The 18,733-nt window shown below is 65.0% G+C and carries 17 protein-coding genes; 8 read left to right on the top strand and 9 right to left on the bottom strand.

Annotation, left to right across the window (positions count from 1 at the left end; translation table 11 throughout):
- Positions 1-274 precede the first annotated feature (274 nt).
- Entirely contained in the window at positions 275-565 is a 291-nt protein-coding gene (locus tag CH266_RS05955; protein WP_027496010.1) for a chorismate mutase, read from the top strand.
- A 44-nt stretch (positions 566-609) separates the two neighbouring features.
- On the opposite strand, the gene CH266_RS05960 is transcribed toward CH266_RS05955, so the two are convergent.
- Positions 610-2,061, bottom strand: coding sequence for an NAD-dependent succinate-semialdehyde dehydrogenase (locus tag CH266_RS05960; RefSeq protein ID WP_094714989.1), 1,452 nt, complete (start codon positions 2,059-2,061; stop codon positions 610-612).
- A gap of 83 nt (positions 2,062-2,144) precedes the next feature.
- On the opposite strand from CH266_RS05960, the gene pgi reads away from it, so the two are divergent.
- Together pgi and CH266_RS05970 are read left to right on the top strand one after the other, a co-directional pair.
- Positions 2,145-3,794 carry a glucose-6-phosphate isomerase gene (gene pgi / locus CH266_RS05965; RefSeq protein ID WP_094714934.1) on the top strand — a complete coding sequence of 550 codons (1,650 nt, stop codon included), beginning with the start codon at positions 2,145-2,147 and terminating at the stop codon, positions 3,792-3,794.
- 138 nt (positions 3,795-3,932) lie between these two features.
- On the top strand, positions 3,933-4,901 hold the full coding sequence (locus CH266_RS05970; protein WP_094714935.1) for a type IV toxin-antitoxin system AbiEi family antitoxin domain-containing protein: 969 nt from the start codon (positions 3,933-3,935) through the stop codon (positions 4,899-4,901).
- Between the two features lie 65 nt (positions 4,902-4,966).
- Here the strand turns inward: CH266_RS05970 and CH266_RS05975 are convergent, their stop codons facing one another.
- Both CH266_RS05975 and CH266_RS05980 read right to left on the bottom strand, forming a co-directional pair.
- Positions 4,967-6,583, bottom strand: a complete 1,617-nt coding sequence (locus CH266_RS05975; protein WP_094714936.1) for an acyl-CoA dehydrogenase family protein — start codon at positions 6,581-6,583, stop codon at positions 4,967-4,969.
- Positions 6,570-7,172 carry a TetR/AcrR family transcriptional regulator gene (locus CH266_RS05980; RefSeq protein ID WP_027496005.1) on the bottom strand — a complete coding sequence of 201 codons (603 nt, stop codon included), beginning with the start codon at positions 7,170-7,172 and terminating at the stop codon, positions 6,570-6,572. The genes CH266_RS05975 and CH266_RS05980 overlap by 14 nt, the downstream gene beginning before the upstream one ends.
- Positions 7,173-7,232: 60 nt before the next feature.
- On the opposite strand from CH266_RS05980, the gene CH266_RS05985 reads away from it, so the two are divergent.
- From CH266_RS05985 to CH266_RS05995, 3 genes are read left to right on the top strand one after another with little or no spacing between them, the layout of a single operon-like run.
- On the top strand, positions 7,233-7,997 hold the full coding sequence (locus tag CH266_RS05985) for a crotonase/enoyl-CoA hydratase family protein (RefSeq protein ID WP_094714937.1): 765 nt from the start codon (positions 7,233-7,235) through the stop codon (positions 7,995-7,997).
- Entirely contained in the window at positions 7,994-9,250 is a 1,257-nt protein-coding gene (locus tag CH266_RS05990; RefSeq protein WP_094714938.1) for a hypothetical protein, read from the top strand. Before CH266_RS05985 ends, CH266_RS05990 begins: the two co-directional genes overlap by 4 nt.
- A gap of 16 nt (positions 9,251-9,266) precedes the next feature.
- Positions 9,267-9,512 (top strand): DUF2630 family protein, encoded by a 246-nt coding sequence (locus tag CH266_RS05995; protein ID WP_027496002.1) that lies wholly within the window; start codon positions 9,267-9,269, stop codon positions 9,510-9,512.
- A 100-nt stretch (positions 9,513-9,612) separates the two neighbouring features.
- Here CH266_RS05995 and CH266_RS06000 read toward each other — a convergent pair whose 3' ends face one another.
- Positions 9,613-10,371, bottom strand: coding sequence for an SDR family oxidoreductase (locus CH266_RS06000; protein ID WP_032381715.1), 759 nt, complete (start codon positions 10,369-10,371; stop codon positions 9,613-9,615).
- A 29-nt stretch (positions 10,372-10,400) separates the two neighbouring features.
- On the opposite strand from CH266_RS06000, the gene CH266_RS06005 reads away from it, so the two are divergent.
- On the top strand, positions 10,401-11,831 hold the full coding sequence (locus tag CH266_RS06005) for a dihydrolipoyl dehydrogenase family protein (protein WP_094714939.1): 1,431 nt from the start codon (positions 10,401-10,403) through the stop codon (positions 11,829-11,831).
- A gap of 5 nt (positions 11,832-11,836) precedes the next feature.
- On the opposite strand, the gene CH266_RS06010 is transcribed toward CH266_RS06005, so the two are convergent.
- Complete coding sequence (locus tag CH266_RS06010) at positions 11,837-13,243, bottom strand: APC family permease (protein ID WP_032371259.1); 1,407 nt, start codon at positions 13,241-13,243, stop codon at positions 11,837-11,839.
- Between the two features lie 90 nt (positions 13,244-13,333).
- Between CH266_RS06010 and CH266_RS06015 the strand changes: the two genes are divergently transcribed.
- On the top strand, positions 13,334-14,107 hold the full coding sequence (locus CH266_RS06015; protein ID WP_228139160.1) for an IclR family transcriptional regulator: 774 nt from the start codon (positions 13,334-13,336) through the stop codon (positions 14,105-14,107).
- Here the strand turns inward: CH266_RS06015 and CH266_RS06020 are convergent.
- The 4 genes from CH266_RS06020 to CH266_RS06035 are packed head-to-tail and all read right to left on the bottom strand — an operon-like array spanning position 14,095 to position 18,637.
- On the bottom strand, positions 14,095-15,084 hold the full coding sequence (locus tag CH266_RS06020) for a 2-hydroxyacid dehydrogenase (RefSeq protein ID WP_094714940.1): 990 nt from the start codon (positions 15,082-15,084) through the stop codon (positions 14,095-14,097). The genes CH266_RS06015 and CH266_RS06020 overlap by 13 nt on opposite strands.
- Positions 15,081-16,004 carry a hydroxymethylglutaryl-CoA lyase gene (locus CH266_RS06025; protein WP_057473723.1) on the bottom strand — a complete coding sequence of 308 codons (924 nt, stop codon included), beginning with the start codon at positions 16,002-16,004 and terminating at the stop codon, positions 15,081-15,083. Before CH266_RS06025 ends, CH266_RS06020 begins: the two co-directional genes overlap by 4 nt.
- Positions 16,005-17,216 carry a CaiB/BaiF CoA transferase family protein gene (locus tag CH266_RS06030; RefSeq protein ID WP_032365946.1) on the bottom strand — a complete coding sequence of 404 codons (1,212 nt, stop codon included), beginning with the start codon at positions 17,214-17,216 and terminating at the stop codon, positions 16,005-16,007. It abuts the gene before it with no gap.
- Positions 17,217-17,245: 29 nt separating this feature from the next.
- Positions 17,246-18,637: a GntP family permease gene (locus CH266_RS06035; protein WP_094714990.1), complete on the bottom strand. Its 1,392-nt coding sequence runs from the start codon at positions 18,635-18,637 to the stop codon at positions 17,246-17,248.
- Positions 18,638-18,733 lie beyond the last annotated feature (96 nt).

Here is an 18,733-nt window from a genome sequence, read left to right on the forward strand (position 1 = left end):
CGTCATCTCCGACTTTTCAGGACGGTTACCCCGTGGCACACTGGATCGGTGATCGAAAAAGTCGTGCGTCATCGCTTGCGTCGGATCGGCCACTGCGCAGCCGGACGAGCGGGAGCCTGTCGACAGTCGTAACGCCCCAGCTTTCCCGGCGGGAATCTCGTCGATCTCGGTCCTTCGAGACGAAACCCAGCCGACAGCCGCTGCAGTTCCGAATACGAAAGGCGTAACGGTGCCGGACGACGCAACGATCCAAGATGTGACCCGAGGAGAGACGATGGCTATGACGACGAAGATCGATTCAGAGACTGCATTGCCTTCCAGCGAAGCCGAGATCAACGACCTGCGTCAGGAGATCGACCGTCTCGACGCCGAGATCCTCGCGGCAGTGCGGCGTCGCTCCGAGGTCTCGCAGATCATCGGACGCACCCGCATGGCGTCCGGCGGCCCGCGCCTCGTGCACAGCCGTGAGATGAAAGTTCTCGAGCGTTTCAGCAGCCTCGGTCAGGAAGGTCACACTCTGGCCATGCTCCTGCTCCGCCTCGGCCGCGGTCGCCTCGGCCACTGACCGAACCCCGGTTGGGCGCGCAGGATGCACGCCCAACCGATGCTCTACTTCAGTGCGATGTACTTGGTCTCGAGGTATTCCTCAATTCCCTCGGATCCGCCCTCACGGCCGAATCCGGATTCTTTGACTCCACCGAACGGTGCTGCCGCGTCCGAGATCACTCCGCGGTTGACACCCACCATGCCGCTGTCGATCGCGTCGGCCACTCGTAGCGCGCGATCCAGGCTCTCGGTGTAGATGTACGACGCCAGGCCGTACTCGGTGGCGTTGGCTGCGTCGATTCCTTCCTGTTCGGTGTCGAATCCGACGATCGGGGCCACCGGGCCGAACACTTCTTCCTTCAGAATGCGGGCCGACGTCGGCATGTCGGTGAGCACGGTCGCCGGGTAGAAGTAGCCGTCGCCACCCGGTGCGCTACCGCCGAGCGCTACCGTCGCGCCCTTCTTCACTGCATCGTCGACGAGCTCCTGCACGGTCTCGAGCTGGTCTGCGTTGATCAGCGGGCCGAGCTTGGTGTCGGGGTCGACGCCGGGTCCGAGTTTCATCTCGGACATCTTCGCCACCAACTTGGTGGTGAATTCCTCACGCACGCTGTTGTGCACGTGCAGCCGGTTCGCCGCCGTGCAGGCCTCGCCGCCGTTGCGCATCTTCGCCAGCATCGCGCCGTCCACCGCGTCGTCGATGTTCGCGTCGTCGAACACGACGAACGGGGCATTGCCACCGAGTTCCATCGATGTCCGCAGCAATCTCGTCGCGGACTTCTCGACGAGCGATTTGCCGACGCCGGTGGATCCGGTGAAGGTGAGTTTGCGGAGCCTCGGGTCTTCGAGCAGCGGCCCGGTGACGTCACCGGACTTCGACGTCGTCAGCACTGAGAGCACGCCCTCCGGTAGACCGACCTCGTCGAAGATCTGCGCGAGCAGCAGCATCGTCAGCGGGGTCTCCCGGGCCGGCTTGACCACGATGGTGCAACCGGCGGCCAGGGCAGGGCCGATCTTCCTGGTACCCATCGCCAACGGGAAATTCCACGGGGTGATCGCCAGTACCGGGCCGACCGGAGCCTTGGTCACGAGAATGCGGCCGTTGCCCGCCGGGGCCGGGGTGTATCGACCGCCGATGCGCACTGCTTCCTCGGCGAACCACCGGAAGAACTCCGCACCGTATTTCACCTCGGCCTTCGACTCCGCGAGGGCCTTGCCCATCTCCAGGGTCATCAGCAGCGCGATGTCGTCGGCACGTTCGGTGACCTTCTCGAACGCCGCTCGAAGAATTTCACTGCGTTCGCGGGCAGGTGTTGCCGCCCAGCTCTTCTGCGCCGCAGCAGCCGCGTCGAGGGCCTTCATCGCGTCGGCCGGGGATGCGTCCGCCACCTCCGTCAGGGGCTTGCCGGTCGCCGGATCGTTCACCGCGAACGTCTTACCGCCCTCGGCGTCGACGGCCTTGCCGCCGATCCACAGTTTTGCCGGAATCGAATCGATCAATGCACGTTGGTCCATACCGTCCATGATGCCTCCGCAGCGCCCGATGCAAACGACAAACGACGCGCGCATGACTCGGCACCGGATTACTGTTGGTTCGTATGAGCGTCGATATCACCGGCACGGATGCCTGGCAGAAACTGACCGATCACCACTCCGAGATTGCCGATACTCATCTCCGAACTCTGTTCGCCGATGACGCCGACCGAGGGCGCACCTTCACCCTCGCCGCCGCGGATCTTCACATCGACTACAGCAAGCACCGGGTCACGAGCGAGACTCTCGACCTGCTGATCGAACTGGCCCGCACCGCAGACGTCGAAGGCAAGCGCGACGCCATGTTCGCAGGCGAGCACATCAACACCTCCGAGGATCGCGCTGTTCTGCACACCGCGCTGCGCCTTCCCGCCGATGCGTCGTTGACCGTCGACGGCCAGGACGTCGTCGCCGATGTGCACGAAGTCCTCACGGCCATGGGCGAATTCACCGATCGCGTGCGTTCGGGCGAATGGGTCGGTGCCACCGGCGAGAAGATCTCCACCGTCGTCAACATCGGCATCGGTGGATCCGATCTGGGCCCGGTCATGGTCTACGACGCACTCCGTCACTACGCCGACGCGGGGATCTCGGCGAAATTCGTCTCGAACGTCGACCCCGCCGATCTCGTCGGCGCGCTCGACGGACTCGACCCGGCGTCGACGCTGTTCATCATCGCCTCCAAGACCTTCTCCACACTCGAGACGCTGACCAACGCCACCGCGGCCCGCCGCTGGCTCGTCGACGCACTCGGTGAGGACGCCGTCGCCAAGCACTTCGTCGCCGTGTCCACCAACGCCGAACGCGTCGCGGACTTCGGCATCGACACCGCCAACATGTTCGGCTTCTGGGACTGGGTGGGCGGACGCTATTCCGTGGACTCGGCAATCGGACTGTCGGTCATGGCCGTTGTCGGCAAAGAGGCATTCGCCGAATTCCTCGACGGTTTCCATCGGATCGACGAGCACTTCCGGTCGACGCCTCTCGCCGAGAACGCACCGGTTCTGCTCGGCCTCATCGGCCTGTGGTACAGCTCGTTCTTCGGTGCGGAAACCCGTGCGGTGCTGCCGTATTCGAATGACCTCTCCCGTTTCGCGGCTTACCTGCAGCAGCTGACCATGGAGTCCAACGGCAAGTCCGTCAAAGCCGACGGTTCTCCCGTCACCACGCCGACCGGCGAGATCTTCTGGGGCGAGCCGGGCACCAACGGCCAGCATGCCTTCTACCAATTGCTGCACCAGGGAACACGTTTGGTGCCTGCGGACTTCATCGGATTCGCCGAGCCCACCGACGATCTGCCCACCCGCGACGGCACCGGCTCGATGCATGATCTGCTGATGAGCAACTTCTTCGCCCAGACCAAGGTGCTCGCCTTCGGCAAGACCGCCGAGGAAATCGCCGCCGAGGACACACCCGCAGATGTGGTGCCGCACAAGGTGATGCCGGGCAACCGACCGTCCACCTCGATCCTCGCCCCCAAACTCACCCCGTCCGTCGTCGGACAATTGATCGCCCTGTACGAACACCAGGTCTTCGTCGAAGGCGTCATCTGGGGAGTCGACTCCTACGACCAGTGGGGCGTCGAACTCGGTAAGACCCAGGCACTCGAACTGACACCGGTACTCACCGACGCCGAAGCCCCTGCCGTGCAATCGGATTCATCCACCGACGCCCTGGTGCGCTGGTACCGCGATCAGCGGGGTCGCGCGAAGTAGGTCGGTCGGGCCCGGCCGGGACGCAGATCAGCTCCCCAGTTTCGGATTTATGCCTCCGATCGGCGTCGGATATCCGAAACTGGGGAGCTTTTTCGCTGCATACGGATCCGAATCGACGGTCGGCGCGTCCAAGCATCCATGGACCTACCTCACACCGACCTGTTCACCAGAGCTGACGCACTTACCTTCGGGTTGACCGACGACGACCTTAAAAGGCTGCGCCGCGCCGGTGAATTGTCGGTGCTGCGACCGGGCTTCTATGTGCCTACCACGCTGATGGACGAGGCCAGCCCGACCGAACGTCATTTCCTGCTGGCGCGGTCGTATCTGATGTCCGCACCGGCGGACGAAGTGCTCAGCCACGTCTCGGCGGCCATCGCCTGGGGCTTCGACGTCTGGCAGCTGCCGCTCGACAAGGTGCACATGACACACGGTCTCGATTACGCGAGCAAGCGTCGCCCGCTCCGAATTCTCCACGGGACTACATTGAACCCCGCCGAACGCACAACCATCAACGGCTACCCGGTCACCACCGCGGCTCGAACGGTCGTGGACATCGCTCGAACCAGCAGTGTGGATCGATCGGTATGCGTCGGCGACAGTGCACTGAGATCCGGCCACACGGACTCGGACACGCTGGCCCACGCGGTCGAATCCGCCCGATTCCGAACCGGCATCGCGGCCGCCCGACGCGCGGTGTCTCTTATGAACGGGCGCAGTGAGAGCGTCGGCGAATCGCGCAGCCGAGTGCTGTTCGAAACCCTCCCGCTCCCCACACCTCTGCTCAACCAATGGGTGCACGACGGAGCCGGCCGCTTCGTGGGAAGAGTCGACTTCCTGTTCTGGGAGCTGGGTGTCATCGGCGAATTCGACGGTGAATCGAAGTACGACTCGAAACGCGTTCTGCTGGATGAGAAGTATCGCGAGGACCGACTTCGCGAACTGGGTTGGGTCATCGTGCGGTGGAACTGGCGAGAACTCGACGATCCCCGAGCACTGCTTCGCCGCTTCGAGCAGGCCTTCGCCCGCGCAGCTGCGCTACCGGCACCCAGCGGATGGTTCGGCGACCAGAGGATGGCGGCGGATCAGCTCCCCAGTTTCGGATAACTGACTCCGATCGGCGTCACATTTACGAATGTGGGGAGCTGATCCGCAGGACACGAGCCAAATCGTCACACCCGCGCCAACACAGCTGAGGTATCGACTCCGACGGGCAGGGTGCCGAAGGCAATGCCCCAGTCTCGGTCGAGTCGGCTCGCACAGAAGGCGTCGGCCACTGCGGGGTTTCCGTTCATCACCAGCTGCGCACCTTGGAAGGTCAGTGCCATCAGTTCGACGACGCGGCGGGCGCGGTATTCCATGTCGGAGGTGTCGGAGAGTTCTTTCCCGACGCGGGCGATGGCGTCGTCGAGGCGAGAGTCCACACCCGACGCCTTGCCGATCTCACCGAAGAACGCCTCGACGCTGTCGGGTTGACGGGCCAGTGCGCGGAGCGAGTCGAGTGCGGCGACGTTGCCCGAGCCCTCCCAGATCGACATCAGCGGCGATTCGCGGAACAACCGAGGCATGCCCGATTCTTCGACGTAGCCGTTGCCGCCCAGGCATTCGAGTGCTTCGGCGGCGTGGGCCGGCGCTCGTTTGCACACCCAGTACTTGGTGATGGCCAGAGCAATTCGGCGCAGCGAGCTCTCCTGCTCGTCGCCGCGAGCGGAACCGTCGGTGGCCTGCGCCAGGCGGATCATGGCCGCGGTCGCCGCTTCGGATTCGATGGTCAGGTCTGCCAATACGTTTCGCATCAGAGGCTGATCGATCAGTTGCGCACCGAAGGCAGCTCGGTGACGTGCGTGATGCACCGCGCGGACGGTGGCATTGCGGATACCGGCAGCAGAGCCGATGACGCAGTCCAACCTGGTCATGTTCACCATCTCGATGATGGTGCGCACCCCGCGGCCCTCCTCGCCGACGAGCCAGCCGGTCGCACCGTCGTATTCCAGTTCCCCCGAGGCGTTGGATTTGTTGCCGAGCTTGTCCTTCAAGCGCTGCAGCATCATTCGGTTACGGGTGCCGTCGGGCAGCACCCGCGGCAACATGAAGCACGAGAGCCCGCCGGGTGCCTGAGCCAACGTCAGGAACATGTCAGACATCGGTGCCGAGGTGAACCATTTGTGGCCGACGATCGAATAGGTGCCGTCCGACGACGGGGTGGCCGTGGTGGTGTTGGCGCGAACGTCCGATCCGCCTTGCTTCTCCGTCATCGACATACCGGCGATCAGTCCGCGTTTGCTCGACGGTTCGCGCAGCCCGAAGTCGTACTCCCGGGACGCGAGCAGAGGCTCGAACTGCGCGGCGAGAGAGGGGTTGTGCCGCAACGCCGGTACGACGGCGTAGGTCATCGAGATCGGGCACATGTGGCCTGCTTCGGCCTGTCCCCATACATAGAATTTCGCGGCGCGGGCCACGTGCGCACCCACTCGGTCGTCCGTCCACGGGCTGGCGTGCAGTCCGTGCTGCACCGCGACGGTCATCAGATCATGCCAGTGCGGGTGGAATTCGACCTCGTCGACGCGATGGCCGTACCGATCGTGTGTTCTGAGCACCGGTGGGTTCTCGTTCGCGAGCCTGCCCCACTCCTGGGCCTCGACTCCGCCTGCGAGAGCGCCCAATTGACGCACCTCGTCGCGCGCCCAGCCGCCGCCGGCTCGGTCGAGACCGTCCAGCAGCGAGGCGTCGTCGGACACGTCGTAGGGCGTCAGGTCGGTCGCCTGATTGAAGACCTCATGTGTGTTCATCTCGAACTCCTAACGCACGCAACGAATAAGCGACGAGACCGGGGACCACGTCCACGGACTCGTGCGAGGACAACGGACCGACCAGCACTTCGCCGACGGCACCCACGAGGCCGGCGGCCGAGATCGCCGCGTCCTGATCGGGAATTTCCCCGGCCGCGATACCTGCCACGATCGCGTCGGCGAACGCAGCGGTGAATTTGCGCCGGAACACCAACCGCTCGGCGTCCACTGCTGGATCGACCGGTTCGGCGAGCAGCGCGTAGGCCATCGTGCGGTTCTTCAGGGCCCGCCCGGCGAAGGTCTGCACCACCGCGGCGACTCGCTCGGATGTGCTGCCGTGTGCGGCGACGGCGACCACCGCAGCCACTTCTCGGGTGCAGACCTGCCGGAAGATCTCGACGACCAGGTCGGATTTGCCGTCGAAGTGCGTGTAGACGCTGCCCGCGGACACGCCCGCGGCCGCGGCGACCGAGGCCACCGACAGGCCCGCGTATCCCTTGGTGGACAGGACCTCGACGGCGGCAGCAAGCAGTTTCGTTCGGCCGGCATCGAGCCGGGCCTGCACTGCGGGTGTTCGCCGGTAAGGCATTGAAGGATTGAAGCACTGATTCAGTGCTTCACGCAAGGGGACTCGAGTAGGTTCGTAACCATGCCGGTACGGATCGAACGATCAGGCCCCGTCACCACCGTGGTCCTCTCACGCCCGGAGGCACGCAATGCCGTCGACGGGCCCACTGCTCAGGAACTCACCCAGGCCTTCGAGGAATTCGATGCCGACGAATCCGCGTCGGTCGCCGTGTTGTGGGGCGAAGGCGGGACCTTCTGCTCGGGTGCCGATCTGAAGGCGCTCGGCACACCCAGGTCGAACCACGCGACCGAACACGGCGACGGTCCGATGGGCCCGACGCGAATGCGGTTGTCCAAGCCGGTCATCGCCGCGGTGTCGGGATACGCCGTCGCGGGTGGGCTCGAACTCGCCCTGTGGTGCGACCTACGCATCGCGGAGGACGACGCCACGTTCGGCGTGTTCTGTCGGCGCTGGGGCGTGCCTCTGATCGACGGCGGCACAGTGCGATTGCCGCGCATCATCGGCACCGGACGAGCGATGGACATGATTCTCACCGGACGCGCCGTGGCCGCCCAGGAGGCGTTGGACATCGGTCTGGTCACCCGAGTGGTTCCGGTCGGCCGTGCCCGATCCGAGGCCGAGGCGCTGGCCGCCGAACTGGCATTGCTGCCCCAGACCTGTATGCGCGAGGATCGGCTGTCCGTCCTCGAGCAAGACGGCCTCGACGAGGAAGCCGCGCTGAAGAACGAGTTTCGGCACGGTGCCATCTCGATCACCGCCGACGCGCTCACCGGAGCGAGTCGGTTCGCCTCTGGCGCGGGGCGACACGGTACCCCCAGTCCGTGACCTCGACCCGCCTGTCGGTGATCGACGAGATCTTTCTCCGCACACACCGCGGGTACGGCACACCGATTGCACTGCAGGGTATTTGGCGTACTGCCGAGTCGGTGACCCAGGACGAACTCGATCGGGTACACGCTGCGCTCGCACGTGGGCAGCTGGGTCGGCAGGTCGGCGTGCCTCGCATCCCCGGTGCCAGGCTCCGATGGGACGTCTGTTCCACCTCGCTGCCGCTGACGGTCGCCTCCGAGCCGGTCGACGACGCCATCGAGTGGGCCGACCACCAGGCCGATGTGCAGTTGGATCCGCAATACGGACCGGGCTGGCGGTTGACGGCAGCTCCGCTGACCGGCGGCGGTACCGTCGTATCGCTGGTGTGCTCGCATGCGCTCGCCGATGCCCGTGGGCTCATCGACGCAGCCGCACAGTCGTTTTCGGGCTCGGTAGAAGCCGAACCGATCGCCTCCCCCGGTTCGGACGCGGCGGACGCTCTGCGCATGGTCGTCACCGTGCTCGTGCGGTCGATCGTCGCGACCGCTCGACTGTGGGTGAGCGCGAAGGCTCGGGCCGAGCTGCGTTCGTTCACGGCATCCGACTCGAATCGCACTCGCCCCCACCGTGTTCGACGGGCCTTCTCGGTGGTCGTGGACGTCGATGCAGCGCAGTGGGATTCGGCTGCCGAGCTCGGTGGTGGCTCACCCAATTCGTTGTTCGTGTGCGTCGTCGCCGCGACCATGGCAGAACTCGGCTCACCCACGGTGACCGTCGACATCCCCTTCCGCACCGGATCCGGAGACGCGAACTCGATCGGGATGGCCACCGTCGACGTTCGCGGAGACGACTCACCGGCGGCAGTGCGCGCGGCGTGCAAAGCTGCCTTCGCCGCGCCCGTCGGAGCGCCCGCGGGGTACCCGCCCGAGGTTGTCCAACTGCTCCCCCACCGCCTCGCGGCGAAGTTGACCTCGACGCCGGGGCGCGGAGAAGTGTTGTGCTCCAACATCGGCGACATTCCGCAGGCTCTGGCTACCCTCGGACCGCATCGATCCTGCGGTCTGGCCACCCGCGCGATCCACCCCGCACCGACGGGACCGATCCCGCTGTCGACGATCAGGCTGTCGACCTACCTGTCCCGGATGGACGGGCGCTACACCCTCTCACTGGTGTGCACCGACGACGCGCTGGTCGGATCGGCGGCAGAGCTCACCGCAGCGGTGCACCGCGCTCTGGCGCGGCGAAACCTGGCCGGTGCACCCTGGTAGGTCTACCGTTGCAGCCATGAACGAGCACGATATCCACACCAAGATTCAGCAGCTGATCGCCACCGAGCACAAGCTGCGCACCGACACCCAGGCCGGGGAGATCGACCCCGACACCGAGAAGGCGCAGCTCGCGTCACTCGAACACGCTCTCGATCAGTGCTGGGACCTGCTCCGTCAGCGCCGCGCACGCATCGACGCAGGCAAGGACCCCGACTCCGCGACGGCCAACAGCGTCAACCAGGTCGAGGGATACCTGCAGTGAAACCGGTCATTCCGCAGGCTCCACTCCTGCAGTAACCGGGTCATTACGCAAGCTCCACTCCTGCGTCGAACCGGTCATTCCGCAGGCTCCACTCCTGCAGTCAGACCATTCGATCCGTCAGCACGTTCGGCAGGAACCGCAGCGCCGCGTCGATGCCTCGCCATTTCAGGCCGGGCAGCGCGGCGCGGCGCGTTTCGCTTTCGATGGCCCGGACCATCGCGGTGACGCCTTCGTCCAGAGTGGCTGTGAGAGCAGCACTGTCGCCTGCGCCGGCCGACATGTCGGTGGCGATGAAACCCGGCAGAAGCGTCGTGACGACGATGTCGGTTCGGGCCAACTCGGTGGCCAACGATTCTCCCAGAGAGGCCACCGCCGCTTTGCTGGCCGAGTAGGTCGCCTTGGCACCGGGCAGACCCCGATCGGCGCTGATGGACGAGACGAACACCAGGTGCCCGTGCTTCTGGGCCCGGAATATCGCCAACGCAGCCTCGGCCTGCGACAGCGCACCGACGAAATTGGTGCGCGCGGTCTGCAGATTGGCGTCGGCGCGACCGGATCCGATTTTCGCACCCTTGCCGAGTCCGGCATTGACGACAACTCGATCCAGGCCGCCCAACTCGTCGCGCAGTTCGCCGAACACCGTCACCACGGCATCGTGATCGGTGACGTCGAGGGCGCGCACCGCCACGGTGATCCCGGGATGCTGCGTCATCAGTTCGGAGCGGAGCTCGTCGAGCCGCTCGACCCGTCGCGCACAGAGTGCGAGATCCCGGCCCATGCCCGCGAAGCGGCGCGCCATCTCCTCGCCCAGTCCTGAACTCGCGCCGGTGATCAGAATCTTGCTCCGAGTGGTCGCCATAAGCGGGGAGCCTATGTCACTGTGGAGCAATGGCCCCAGAGAGCTCGGAATTCGATGTGATCGTCATCGGCGGAGGACCCGTCGGTGAGAATGCCGCGCAGTACGCGATACAAGGCAGCAGCCGCACCGCCGCCATCGTCGAACACGAACTCGTCGGCGGCGAATGCTCGTACTGGGCATGCATGCCCAGCAAGGCGCTCCTGCGGCCGAGCGAGGTGCTCGATACCGCCCGAAACATGCCGGGTGTGAAAGAACTGGTCGGCGATCAGCCCCTTGACGCCGACGCCGTATTGGCCCGACGCGAATCCTTCACGCACGGCCTCGACGACTCGTCGCAGGTGTCGTGGGCCGAGTCCGCGGGCATCTCGGTGATCCGTAGCCACGGACGGCTCAGCGGGGTCAAGACCGTCGAGGTCGACGGCAGAACGCTGACAGCTCGGCACGCAGTGGTGCTGGCTACCGGCACCACCGCGTCGGTACCGAACACGCCCGGTCTTCGCAACGCCCTACCGTGGATCTCTCGTGACGCCACGAACATTCACGAGACTCCCGGCCACGTGGCCATCATCGGCGGCGGTGTCGTCGCGAGCGAGGCAGCGACATGGCTGCTGTCCCTGGGGGCGAAGGTCACGATGATCGTGCGCGGCTCGTCTCTGCTGGCCGGCTCCGAGCCGTTCGCCGGGCAGCTCGTCGCCGATGCACTGAAACAACGCGGCGCAACGATCATGCTCGACGCGTCCCTGACGGCTGTGTCGCGACAAGATCCCGCCGACACCGGCGTCGGCCGAATCCACGGTGGTCCGGTCACTCTCACGGTCGGCGGCGAGGACCTCGTCGTGGACGAGGTGCTGGTCGCGGCGGGCCGCTCCCCGGCGAGCTCGGATCTGGGACTGACCTCCGTCGGTCTTCCCGACGGCAGATACGTCGACGTCGACGACCACCTCACTGTGGGGGACCACGACTGGCTCTATGCCGTCGGCGATCTCAACGGCCGGGCACCGTTGACGCACATGGGCAAGTATCAGGGACGGGTGGCCGGTGACGTCATCGCCGCCCGGGCCGAGGGAAAGCCGCTCGATCACAAGAAGTTTCGCGCCACCGCCGACCACGGACAGATTCCCCAGGTCGTGTTCACGCCCCTCGAGGTCGCCTCGGTCGGGCTCACCGAGGCCAAGGCGCGCGAAGCCGGTATCGACGTCGAGATCGCGGCCCAGGACATCGCCGTCGCGGGTTCCTCCCTACAGCAGGACGACTATTCGGGTCGTGCGCAGTTGGTGATCGACAGGGCCACCGACACTCTCGTCGGGGCGACCTTCGTCGGGCCGGGGGTGGCGGAATTGGTGCACGCGGCCACCGTTGCCGTGGTCGGGAAGGTATCGCTCGACGATCTGTGGCATGCGGTGCCGTCGTATCCGACGGTCAGCGAAATCTGGCTTCGGCTACTCGAATCGCGCCGGTGACAGGTTCAGCTCCGCGCATATGCCGCAGCTATGCCGGCGTAGGTTGTCGGGTCGGTTCGCCTCAGGCGTAGAGCCACCAGGACCCCGAGGATCGCTGCGAGGATGAGCACCACCGGTACCGCGTTGACGACGGCAGAATCGGATCCGGTGAGCACGCTGTAATGCGTTCCGGCGAGGATCAATCCGGTCGTGAACCCGAGAAATCCGATGCCCGGGGCAATCGCGGTGCGCCACACGGATCGATCGGGATGGCCGATGAAGAACACGACCACCGACAGTGCCGCGGCGGCCTGCAGCGCGATGACACCCAGAGTGCCGAGGCCGATGGCACCGGCCGCATAGCTCAGGTAGGGGTCGGCACCGGCCACCGCGAAGCCCGTCAGCGATACCGCTGCCACCACCGATGCAGTGACGCTCCCGACGTGGGGGCTCGCGTGCCGCGGGTGAATTCGGCCGAGCCACACCGGAAGTACACGCTCACGCCCCAGCGCGAACAGATAACGACTGGCGGCGTTGTGTACCGCCAGATACGACGCAAGCACGCTGGTGCACAGCAGCACTGCGGTTCCGTCGTACAGCACTGTTCCGCCGTACTCACGCGCCAGCGTGAACAGTAGGTTGCCCAGTTCGGTCTGGGCCAGCGCCGGAGCGTCGACGCCGCCTGCCGCACCAACGACGATCCAGCTCGTCGTGACGTAGAAGACCGCGATGATCGACACCGCAATGAACGTCGCACGCGGGATGCTCCGCCGCGGGTCCTTGGTCTCCTCCCCGTACAACGCTGCGGATTCGAACCCGATGAAGCTCGAGAACGCGAACATCATGGCGATACCGAGCGAACCGGAGAACACCTGAGTGGGTGTGAACGACTCCAGTGGCACTGCGGCAGCACCCTTCTGCCCGACGACCAAGCCGTCGAACACCACCAGAAAAGCGAACTCCAGCACCATCAGTGTCCCCAAGACCTTGGCGGAGAGGTCGGCATTTCGGAACCCGAGAATTGCCACGACCACCACGGCAACGCCGGTGAAGACGTACCACGGAATATCGATGCCCGAATCGGCGAAGACCAAATGGGTGAAATAGCCGAATGCTCCCGAAAGCCCGCACGCAAGTGACGTATACGCGACAACTGCGACATATGCGGCAGCAATTCCGGGCGGTTTACCCAACGCGAGACCGATGTAGGTGTAGAACGCACCGGTACTGTAGACCTGCTGCGCGATCGCCGCGAACCCCACCGAGAAGCACAGCAGCACAATTGAACTGATCGCGTACGCGGCAGGCAACCCAGCCCCGTTTCCGCGAATCAAGGCCAGTGGCACGTTACCGATCATGGCCGCCATCGGTGCTGCGGCAGCAACCACCAGAAATACCACTCGCCCGGTGGTCAGAGTACGTCGCTCGGACATCGTTGGGACGCTACCCGTACTGGGAGCACAATGCTGACACCGAACGCGATCGCTCGGGTCGCATCCCGCGTTGCCGAGTAGATTGGTCGAGTGACCGAGAATTCGCCGAAGCAGCAGCCGCTTCTCGTGCTGGGCAAGATCACCGAGATTCTCGATGCGTTCTCGTTCGATCGCCCGGCCATGACGCTGGGCGAGATTCAGCAGAGCACCGGGCTGCCCACCTCGACGGTGCAGCGTCTGGTCACCAACCTGGTTCAACAGGGCTTTCTGGATCGAGGCGGCGATCGCATCCGCATCGGCGTGCGGATGGCGTACTGGGCCGCGACGGCGACCAAGGATCTCGACGTGTTGTCGGTCGTCAATCCGATCCTCAAGGACATGCGCGATCTGACGACCGAGACAGCGTGCTTCTTTCGGCCCGAGCAGAACTACCGCGTGTGCGTGGCCATTGCCGAGACGCGGCATGCGTTGCGACGAGACATGTACGTCGGCAAGGTCATTCCGCTCAGCGCAGGATCGGCCAGCCGTGTCCTACTGGCCTGGGACTCGGAACTGGCCGAGCGTGTTCTGTCCCGCGAACTCGAATCGTTGACCGAGCAGACGGTGACCGAGGCCGAGACGATGCGGGAACTGTTGGCGCAGACAAGGTCCGACGGCTACGCGATCACCACCGGTGAGCGCGAAACCGGCGCATCGGGGCTGTCCGCTCCGGTGTTCGATTCGGCCTCGGACATCGTCGGTGCCGTCACCATCAGCGGCCCGACATTACGGATGCCGCAGTCGCAGTGCGAGGCCTGGGTGGACCTGCTGATCTCGCATGCCGAACAGATCACCCGGACCCTCGGCGGCCGCTACCCTGCCTGACCCCAGGCCTCGGGATTGACCGGGTGCGGCGGGAGCTCACCGCGCAGCATCGCCACGGCATTGGTGGCGCACAGGCGCGCCATCTCCGAGCGCACCGAGACCGTCGCGCTGCCCACGTGCGGTAGGAGCACGGTATTGGACAGTTCGGCCAGGCCCGGTTCGAGCGCAGGTTCGCGTTCGTAGACGTCCAATCCTGCTGCAGCGATAGATTTCTCACGTAGAGCAATCACCAGCGCTGCCTCGTCGACCACTGGCCCTCGCGCGGTATTGATCAGAATCGCCGACGGCTTCATGGCCTCGAACACGGCAGCATCGACCAGATGCCGGGTGGAGTCCGACAACGGGACGTGCAGCGACAGAAAGTCACTCGTTGCGACTATGTCGTCCCACGCCGCATGTTCGACGCGGCCGGCGAACTCACCGAGTTCGTCGTCGGAGACCTCGCGGTCGCCGGGCGGCCGGGGGCAGAACTTCACCGTCATGCCGAAACCCAGTGCCCGTCGAGCGGTGGCCCGAGCGATCCGACCGAAACCGGCAAGGCCGAGCACGCGGCCCGAGACATCGCTGCCCAGCAGCAGTTCGGGCTCCCACCCGGTGAAGGATCCGGACCGAACGAAGGCATCGGCCTCGACGGCACGGCGGGCCGTGGACAGGATCAGGAGCATCGCGATGTCTGCGGTCGAATCCGTCAGCACACCTGGAGTGTTCGCGGCGGTGATTCCGTGGCGTGTGGCGGCCGCGATGTCGATGTTGTCGAATCCGACGGCGTAGTTGGAGATGCCGGTGATCGACGCCGTAGCGAGAAGTTCCGCGTCGAACCGGTCGCGCAACTGCGAAACGACCACGGAATACGTACCCGATGCGCAGGCGTCGAGAAGCTGCTCGTGGTCCAACTCGCGGAGGTCGACCTCGCCGGCAGCCCGCAGAATGTCCATGCCGGGAGCCGGGATTTCCGACGTGACGAGAATGCGGCTCATACGACCCACTCGAACACGTGCGCCTCGGACCTGGCACCCTGCACGGTTTTCGATCGCATGGGCTCCTCCAGTTCGGCCAGCAGGCCCTCCGACAGAGAGACCATGCGTGCCAGCGTCTTCGGCTCGAACCAATCCGGCCTCGTCGCGAAGAGAATGTCCTCGGACGAGGTGTTGCCACTGGCACCGGGGGCGAAGGGACAGCCGCCCAGTCCGCCGAGCGAACCGTCGACCATCGCGGCTCCGGCCGAGATGGCGGCGAGAGTGTTCGCGACGCCCAGACCCCAGGTGTCGTGACCGTGGAACACCACCCGGCGGTCCGGAGTTTCCGCGCGCACCCGTGAGATCAGCGACGACACCTGAACCGGTACTGCCTGTCCGAGGGTGTCGCAGATGACAATATCCGTTGCGCCCGTAGCTCGTTCGTCGTTGGCGATCTCGATGACCCGATCCGGCGGTACCTGTCCCTCGAAAGGACAGGTGAACGACGTTGCGATACACAGCTCGATCTGTCCGCCCACCGAGCGGGTGATGTCGACGGCATCGGGCATCGCGGCCAGCGACACCTCGGTGGTGCGCCCGATGTTGGCCTGGTTGTGTGAGTCCGACGCGGAGAAGCAGTACTGGAAGTTGCGAGCCCCTGCAGCAGCGGCCTTCTCGACGTGGCGTGGAGTGGCGACCCACACCCAGCATCGCTCGAGTTCCTCGGCGGTCAGCTCGCCGATGACCTCGAGGGTGTTGGCCATGGGCGGCACTTTGTCGCCGCGTGCCATCGAGCCGACCTCGAGTGCCGGCACGCCGAGTTCGATGAGGGCCCTGATGATCTCGAGTTTGCGTTCGGTGGGGAGCATCTTGCCGGTGAGCTGTAGTCCGTCGCGCATCGTGACGTCGCGTAGCTCCGCGGTGGGGGTGAATCGGTACATCTACAGGCCCATCTCTTCGTCGGTCCGGCCGAGCAGCGTCGACAGTACTTCTCTGGTGTGCTCGCCCAGATCCGGCCCGACCGAACGGATCGGCAGGGATGCATCACCGATCACCGGGACAACTCCGACGAACCCGACGTCGGTGGGCTCTCCCTGGCCGGTGTCGACCGGAAAGTGCTGAATCATGTTGCGGGCCGCGTACTGTTCGTCGGCGACGATGTCCGCAGCGGTGTAGATCGGACCCGACGGCACCCCCGCGGCATCGAGTATCTTCAATGCCTCGGCGCGCGAACGCAATCCGGTCCAAGCCGAGATCGCGGCGTCCAGCTCGTCCCGGCGACGCCACCGGCCGGCGTTGGTCGCCAGGTCCGGATCGGCTCCCAGATCGGGACGGTCGATGGTTTCCATGTAACGCTGGAAGATGGCGTCGCCGTTACCGGCGATGATGATCGAGTGACCGTCGTTGCACGGGTACGCATTCGAGGGCGCGATGCCCTCCATCCGGCCGCCCGTCCGTTCACGTTCGACGCCGTAGGCCAGATAATCCGGGATCAGCGACTCCATCATCGACAGGATGGATTCGTTCAAGGCCACGTCGATGGAACGCTGTTCGAGCGACAACGGGTCCGATTTCTCTGCTGCGCGCTGCGTCTGTCGCTGGAACAACGCCATGACACATCCGAACGCCGCATAGAGACCGGCGATCGAGTCGCCGATCGACACACCGACCCGCACGGGCGGCCTGTCCGGATCACCGACGAGGTTGCGGAAACCGCCGTACGCCTCTGCCACAGCGGCAAATCCGGGTCGCTGCGACATCGGACCGGTTTGCCCGAATGCCGAGATGCGCGTGATGATCAGCTCCGGATTGGCGGCACTGAGAACCTCGGGCGAGATCCCCCACTTCTCGAGTGTGCCGGGCCGAAAGTTCTCCAGCACGATGTCGCAGTGCGCGGCGAGGTCGACCACATCTTTGCGGCCCTGCTCGGTGCGCAGGTCCAACACGATCGATTTCTTGTTCCGGTTGATCGTGCGGTACAGCATCGACGTCGTACCGGAATACAGCCGCCAATTGCGCAATTCGTCGCCGGTACCCGGCCTTTCGACCTTGATCACCTCGGCACCGAAATCGGCGAGCATCCTGGCCGCCGTGGGTGCGGCGATGTAGTTGCCGAGTTCGAGAACTCGAACTCCACTGAGCGGCAATGCCATTGTGTTCCTTTCGATATTCGCGGAAGAGGTCACAGGATCCAGCTCATCGGCACGATCAAGGCAATGGCAATGACCGATGCCACCGACACACCCACCGAGCACGTCTTGAGTGTGCCCCTCGTCGACTGGCCCATCAAGGACTGCAGCAGCCAGAACGTGTTGCTGGTGACGTGCACGGCGAACAGCGATCCGGCACCGGCGGCGAGCGCGATGAACACCGGGTCGAGACCGATCAGCGGCGCGACAGGCGCGAGGATGCCGGCCGAGGTGATGGCGGAGATCGTCACCGATCCGACGGCGATGTGCAACGCGGCCGCAATGACCCACACCATCAACAGTGGAGCCGCGGTACTGGCCGTGAAGTACTGGCCCAATATGTCGCCGAGACCCGCCTCGTTGATGACGGCTGCGAGCGATCCGCCGACACCGGTGAGGATGAGGATCTGGCCGCTCTCGGCGAAACCACGAGCGAGAGCTTTCTCCACCCGCTCCTGACCGACGTGGTAACGGCCGATGAGGCACGTCCCGACCAGTCCGAGGAGCAACGCGATGACCGGGCTGGCGATGAATTCGACCACCGGAACCGAGATCTCGGCGACTTCGAGAACGGCACCGATCGCGATCAGGACGAGCGCGAGCAGCAACGGCGAGAGCAACACCAGCAGCGAGGTCTGTTTCTCGGTGCGCACTTTCTGGGCCACGCCGCCGCCGGCGTCGAGTGGCTCGTCGTCGGTTTCGACAGGCTCCGGGCCCCCGGGCTCAGTGACTACGGTGATCTGTTGCTCGTCCTTCTCCTCGTTCCACCAACCGTGCCGGAAGACGAACGACATGATGGCCACCGACAGCACGACGACAGGAACGATAAGGATCAGTCCGTAGATCATCATCTTGCCCAACGGCACGCCGAGCAGTCCGGCCAACGCGAGCGTCGCGACTCCGGGAACCATGAACACGATGCCGCACTCCAGGGCGATGGCCAGCGCCGTCGCCATCCTCGCCGTGCCGTACTTGCCGATCTTGGGGGCGAGGTTGCGGGCGAGCGGTGCGGAAATCACCAACAGCACGTCGAGGAAGATGGACTGCAACAGAGTCGCGATGGTCAGCGCCAGCGCGTACGGGAGCCGCTTGGGGCCGAAGGCTCTCAGCAAAGTGCCGACGAGACGCTGGATGGCGCTCATCTCCTGCAGCACCGAACCCATCAGGACGCCGAACGCGATGAGCAATCCGACCTCGGCCATGATCTCGCCGAATCCGCCGGTGATCGTGTCGACAGTGGTCGACACTCCCAGCTTGGTCGCCAGGCCCAGGTACGCAGCCCCGAGCACCAGCGAAATCACCGGGTTGAAATGGAAACGAACGATGAAGACCACCACCGCCAGTACTGCGACGACGGTGTTGATCACGATCCACAAATCGGACATCGGTAGGTCTTTCCACCAGAGAGTGACCGCCGCCATGCGTGGCGGGCCGGTGTGATGCGTCGCACCATTGCTCACATTATGGGCATAGATTTACTT

This window comes from Rhodococcus sp. 06-1474-1B (genome assembly GCF_002258885.1).
Taxonomy (GTDB): domain Bacteria; phylum Actinomycetota; class Actinomycetes; order Mycobacteriales; family Mycobacteriaceae; genus Rhodococcoides; species Rhodococcoides fascians.